Origin of the sequence: uncultured Ilumatobacter sp., from assembly GCF_963980585.1 — a bacterium.
Classification (GTDB): domain Bacteria; phylum Actinomycetota; class Acidimicrobiia; order Acidimicrobiales; family Ilumatobacteraceae; genus Ilumatobacter_A.
In genome coordinates this window covers 1-4,523 of the sequence record NZ_CAXCAM010000083.1, presented here as the reverse complement: position 1 = coordinate 4,523, position 4,523 = coordinate 1, and the positions used below count along the sequence as shown (strand labels likewise).

General features: G+C 63.0%; 6 protein-coding genes. 1 reads left to right on the top strand and 5 read right to left on the bottom strand.

What is annotated here, in order from left to right; translation table 11 throughout:
- Window position 1: 1 nt before the first annotated feature.
- The 4 genes from ACH2DW_RS15140 to ACH2DW_RS15125 all read right to left on the bottom strand — a co-directional run bounded on the left by ACH2DW_RS15140 (window position 2) and on the right by ACH2DW_RS15125 (window position 3,106).
- Complete coding sequence (locus tag ACH2DW_RS15140) at window positions 2-850, bottom strand: NAD(+)/NADH kinase (RefSeq protein ID WP_394930580.1); 849 nt, start codon at window positions 848-850, stop codon at window positions 2-4.
- Window positions 847-1,614, bottom strand: a complete 768-nt coding sequence (locus ACH2DW_RS15135; RefSeq protein ID WP_394930579.1) for a TlyA family RNA methyltransferase — start codon at window positions 1,612-1,614, stop codon at window positions 847-849. The genes ACH2DW_RS15140 and ACH2DW_RS15135 overlap by 4 nt, the downstream gene beginning before the upstream one ends.
- A gap of 10 nt (window positions 1,615-1,624) precedes the next feature.
- Window positions 1,625-2,155, bottom strand: a complete 531-nt coding sequence (locus ACH2DW_RS15130) for a hypothetical protein (protein ID WP_394930578.1) — start codon at window positions 2,153-2,155, stop codon at window positions 1,625-1,627.
- 105 nt (window positions 2,156-2,260) lie between these two features.
- Window positions 2,261-3,106: an HAD-IIA family hydrolase gene (locus tag ACH2DW_RS15125; protein ID WP_394930577.1), complete on the bottom strand. Its 846-nt coding sequence runs from the start codon at window positions 3,104-3,106 to the stop codon at window positions 2,261-2,263.
- Between the two features lie 9 nt (window positions 3,107-3,115).
- On the opposite strand from ACH2DW_RS15125, the gene ACH2DW_RS15120 reads away from it, so the two are divergent.
- Window positions 3,116-4,297 (top strand): DUF1015 family protein, encoded by a 1,182-nt coding sequence (locus ACH2DW_RS15120; protein WP_394930576.1) that lies wholly within the window; start codon window positions 3,116-3,118, stop codon window positions 4,295-4,297.
- Window positions 4,298-4,302: 5 nt separating this feature from the next.
- On the opposite strand, the gene ACH2DW_RS15115 is transcribed toward ACH2DW_RS15120, so the two are convergent.
- On the bottom strand, window positions 4,303-4,523 hold a 221-nt coding region (locus ACH2DW_RS15115; RefSeq protein ID WP_394930575.1), incomplete at its 5' end, for a hypothetical protein.

Here is a 4,523-nt window from a genome sequence, read left to right as displayed (position 1 = left end):
GTCACCGATCAGTGAGTCCGAATTTTGCCTTGAGGATCTGGTGATACCGATACGTGCCGAATCGGACGAAGTTGGCGGTGGCCGGCGACGGGACACAGCAGACCACGTCACCGTCGTCGAGCGTGGCGGTCGGCTGGCCGTCGATAGCGACTTCGGCACGACGATGTCCCGAGACCTCGATCTCGACGACCTCGCTTGGATCGAGCACCAACGACCGATCGAAGAGCATATGTGGCGCTACGGGTGTGAGCAGCACGGCCCGATGTCGGGGCGACACCACCGGCCCGCGAGCCGACAGCGAGTACGCGGTGGATCCAGTCGGTGTCGCGACGATGAGACCATCAGCTGCGTAGTGCGTGAAAGGTTCGCCGTCAATCCGGGCGAGCAGTCGGACGGTGTGGCCGGACTGGCTCTTCTCGACTACCGCTTCGTTGAGCGCACGGCCTGCGTGAACTCCGTTGACGGACACATCGAGCATCATTCGGTCATCGATATGCCACTCGCCCGACTCGGGTCCGGCAAAGAACGAGGACAGCGAGAGTTCGAGGGAATCTGGCTCGATTTCGGTCAGATACCCCAACGAGCCCAGATTCACGCCGAGCACTGGAACCGTGGCGCCCTCAAGCATCCCGACCGCGCGCAGCATCGTGCCATCGCCACCCAAGCTCAACACGATGTCGGCCTCGGCGATCGCTCGGTCGTCAGCGTGTTCGGACAGGTCGAGCGCATCGGCGTCCTGCTGCGGCATCCAGAAGTCTTGCTGGTGCTCCGCGCACCACACTGCTGCACGGAGTGCATGAGCCCGAGCCGTATCTCGCTCATGGTGCGCGACCAGCGCGACGCCGCTCATTGCTCTGTCTCGCTGGATTGCAGCATTGGTGCCCTTGCGTGGACGAGGAATTCGATGTTGCCGTCGGCCCCGGTGATCGGCGACGTCGTCCAGTCGTGCACGATGCAGCCGCTCTCGGTAAAGGCGTGAGCGACTTCAACTTGAACCCGCTCGTGGATCACCGGGTCGGTGATGATTCCGCGTCCCTTGCTGACCTCCGAACGGCCGGCCTCGAACTGGGGTTTGACGAGCAGCACCATGGGAGCTTCAGGTTGGCACACCGACACCAAGGCGGGAATGACCAGCGCCAACGAAATGAACGAGAGATCACCGACGACCACGTCGACTGGCCCACCGATATCGGCGACGGAGATGTGCCGAACGTTGGTCCGCTCCATATTGATCACACGTTCATCGCCGCGCAACCGCTCATGGAGCTGGCCATGACCGACATCGAGTGCGACCACCTCGCGTGCCCCACGCTGCAGAAGGCAATCAGTGAAGCCACCTGTCGAGGCTCCGGCGTCGAGCGCTCGAAGGCCAGTGACATCGAGACCGAAGTGAGCGAGCGCGCCTTCCAACTTCTCACCACCGCGACCGACGAAGCGGGCCGGTGGTCCGGAAACGACGAGCGCGTCTCCGGGTGCAACTTGGCGCGACGACTTCGCCGCAACTGAGCCGTTCACGAGCACCCGATTCGCGACGATCAGCTGCTGCGCTTCGGTACGACTGGATGTGAGCTCGCGTCGAACTAATTCGGCGTCAAGCCGCCGCCGAGCCGCCACCGGAGTCCCGTCAGTCCGACCGAGCGGTGCGCTTGGTCGCGACCTTGGGCACGCCCGACGTTCCGACTGCTGCGATCTTCTTACTTGGGGTCTTCTTCTGAGCCGGTGCCTTCTTGGCGGCGGGCTTCTTCTTGGCCGGAGCCTTCTTGGCGGCAGGCTTCTTCTTGGCTGGAGCCTTCTTACTTTCGGGCTTCTTCTTGACGGCAGGCTTCTTCTTAGCTGGAGCCTTCTTCGGCTCTGCGGATCCTTGGTCCCGATCAATGAGACGTCCGGCGATCTCTTCGAAGCGATCCTCGAGTTCGTCGAACCGCTCCGACACCCAGCCGACCTGCTTGGCGACTTCGCGCTGCACGACTTCGGCGACCTTGTCTGACGTCTCCTTGCCACGCTCAACCAGCTGCGAAACGACCTTCTCGGCATCGCGCTTCTGAACGTCGCCGGCCTTGACCAACTCCGAGACGATCTTCTCTGCCTGTTTCTTCGACACATCGGTGAATTGAATCCCGGCGTCAATGAGCTTCTGAATCGGTGAAGTGGCCATAGCCCCATGATACTCGCCGCCTGGATCGGTGCCCTCGGTCTGTCATTGCCTGAGCCGAAAGTTCGCCCGCTGGCGCTTGTGCCCACACGACAACGAATCAGGCAATCAATCCAGGATGGCCGTTGCGACAGCAGCAAGGTTGGCCAGGTCTGCAGTAACCGGGAGGTCGACGTCAACCACCTGTCCCGGTTGTGTCACGCCGGTCCGGACCAACGCAAATGCACAACCCAAGCGCTCAGCCATCAAACCGTCGGTTTCCGGACGGTCCCCAACCATCACCGTGGTCGATGCATCGAAGTCGTCGCCGATCAGCGCTGCGATCGCTGCAGCCATCGGTTGGTGCGGTTTGCCTGCGAAGGTCGGAATTTGCTCACCCGCGGATGCGACCGCTGCGACAATTGAGCCACCGCCGGGTTCGAGTCCCCGCGGCGTCGGGTATGTCGAATCAGAGTTGGTCCCGATCAGTCGCGCTCCACCGTGCAGAGCACTTGCCGCTGCGGCCAAACGTGCGTAGTCGAAATCGCGGTGGAGCCCAACCATCACCGCATCGAATGGTCCACCGTCCACCGTCCCGTCGTTGATCACAGCGACGCCCCCGCGGCTCTCAACCGCTTGCACGATTCCCGGGCCACCAGCCACGAGAACCCGCTCACCTGGCACGATCAGGAGTGCAGCGGCAGTGGACGAACTGACGATGTCGCCATCGGCACGGATTCCGACGCCAAGGAGTGCGGCAATCTGTTCCTCGACGCGGGCAGCCGAGTTGTTCGTTACGAAGACCACTCGACGACCAGATGCTCGAAGTCGGGCAACGGCATCGGACGATCCCGGAATCGGCTCGCGGGCCAGCCAGACCACTCCATCAAGGTCGCACAGCACCGTGCGCATGGAACCCATATTGTTGTCCATCACGCGTAGATCGTTGCACCCGATGCAGTCCAACACTGGCATGCTGGTCTGGTGCCACGCTTTACTCCGTTTCCAGCTCTCCGCTACTGCGATCGCACCATCGACGACGTGATCGCCCCGCCCTACGACGTGTTGTCCGAGGTGGACATCGATGCACTCAACGCTCGAAGCGCGTTCAACATCACGCACGTCGACGTACCACGCGAAACCGCCGGCCCTCAGAGGTACGTGCGCGCAGGCAACGTGCTTCGCGAGTGGATCGACGCGGGAGTGGTCGACTTCGACGACTCCCCCACCTTCACGATCTATCGCATGCGATTCATCGACGCCACCGGAGCCCCACGCGATATTGCCGGAGTACTCGGCGGTTTGGAAGTCGTCGACGATGGTGCCGGCGGCGTCCTTCCTCACGAACGGGTCACACCAAAGGCGTCGACCGATCGGCTCGACCTCACTCGCGCCACCCAAGCCAATATGTCTCCGATTTGGGGTCTCTCGCTCGCCGCTGGCCTGACCGACTTGCTGGCCGAACCTGGTGAGCACCTGTCATCGGTGACCGTTGATGGCGTCGAGCACGTCGTGGAACGTGTCAGCGACGCGGGCCGCGTCGCTGCGATCGCCGAGAAGGTCGGATCAGACGATGTCCTGATTGCCGACGGCCATCACCGGTACGGCATCAGTCGCACCTTCCGCGATGAGGTTCGGGCCAGTGGCATCACGAACGCCCATGTCGAAGACACGCTGGCCTTCGTCAGCGAACTGGTAGCCGACCAGCTCAGCGTCGAGGCGATCCACCGGCTCTACACCGATATCGATTTCGATGGGCTTCGATCGGCACTGGGCACGTCGTTTGATCTCTCCGATGCCGGGACGCCCACGGCCGACACGCTCGCTGCGATGGAGGCCGACGGGAAGCTCTGTTTGATTGGACCCGATGGCACTGGGCAGTGGCTGACACCCAAGCTGGGCGCCTTCGATGAGGTGCGGTCACTGGATGGAGCATGGCTCGAACACGTGCTGGCCGAGGTTGCGCACTCTGTGACCTACCAGCATGGCGTGACCAACGTCGTCGAAGCCGTCACGAGCGGCGCCGCGACCGGTGCCGTCCTCATCCGCCCGGTCAGCGTCGCTGAGATCGAGCGCACCGCTCGGGAAGGTCTGCTGATGCCCCCGAAGTCGACCTTTTTCACGCCGAAACTACGGACTGGCCTGGTCGTACGCAGCGTCGTCTGAGACGCCTATGGAATCAAGTTCGCAGCAGCTGCAGCCAGGAGCGAACGCACACTTTTGGTACGCCGCGCCGGGAGGCAGCGCTCCGCGACCAGTTCGGTTCTGGTCTGCGTCAGGCCGCCGCTGCGGAAGAACCGCCGCTGGACCCGGCCGGTCACCACGACTTCCTCACCGGCGACAAGAGCACCGACGGCGGCAGCTGACGGATTGCGCCATGCCACCGGCACCG

Coding starts and splice junctions, on each gene's coding strand:
- ACH2DW_RS15130 (WP_394930578.1), bottom strand. CDS start 2,155: ATGGCCACTTCACCGATTCAGAAGCTCATTGACGCCGGGATTCAATTC.
- ACH2DW_RS15125 (WP_394930577.1), bottom strand. CDS start 3,106: ATGCCAGTGTTGGACTGCATCGGGTGCAACGATCTACGCGTGATGGAC.
- ACH2DW_RS15140 (WP_394930580.1), bottom strand. CDS start 850: ATGAGCGGCGTCGCGCTGGTCGCGCACCATGAGCGAGATACGGCTCGG.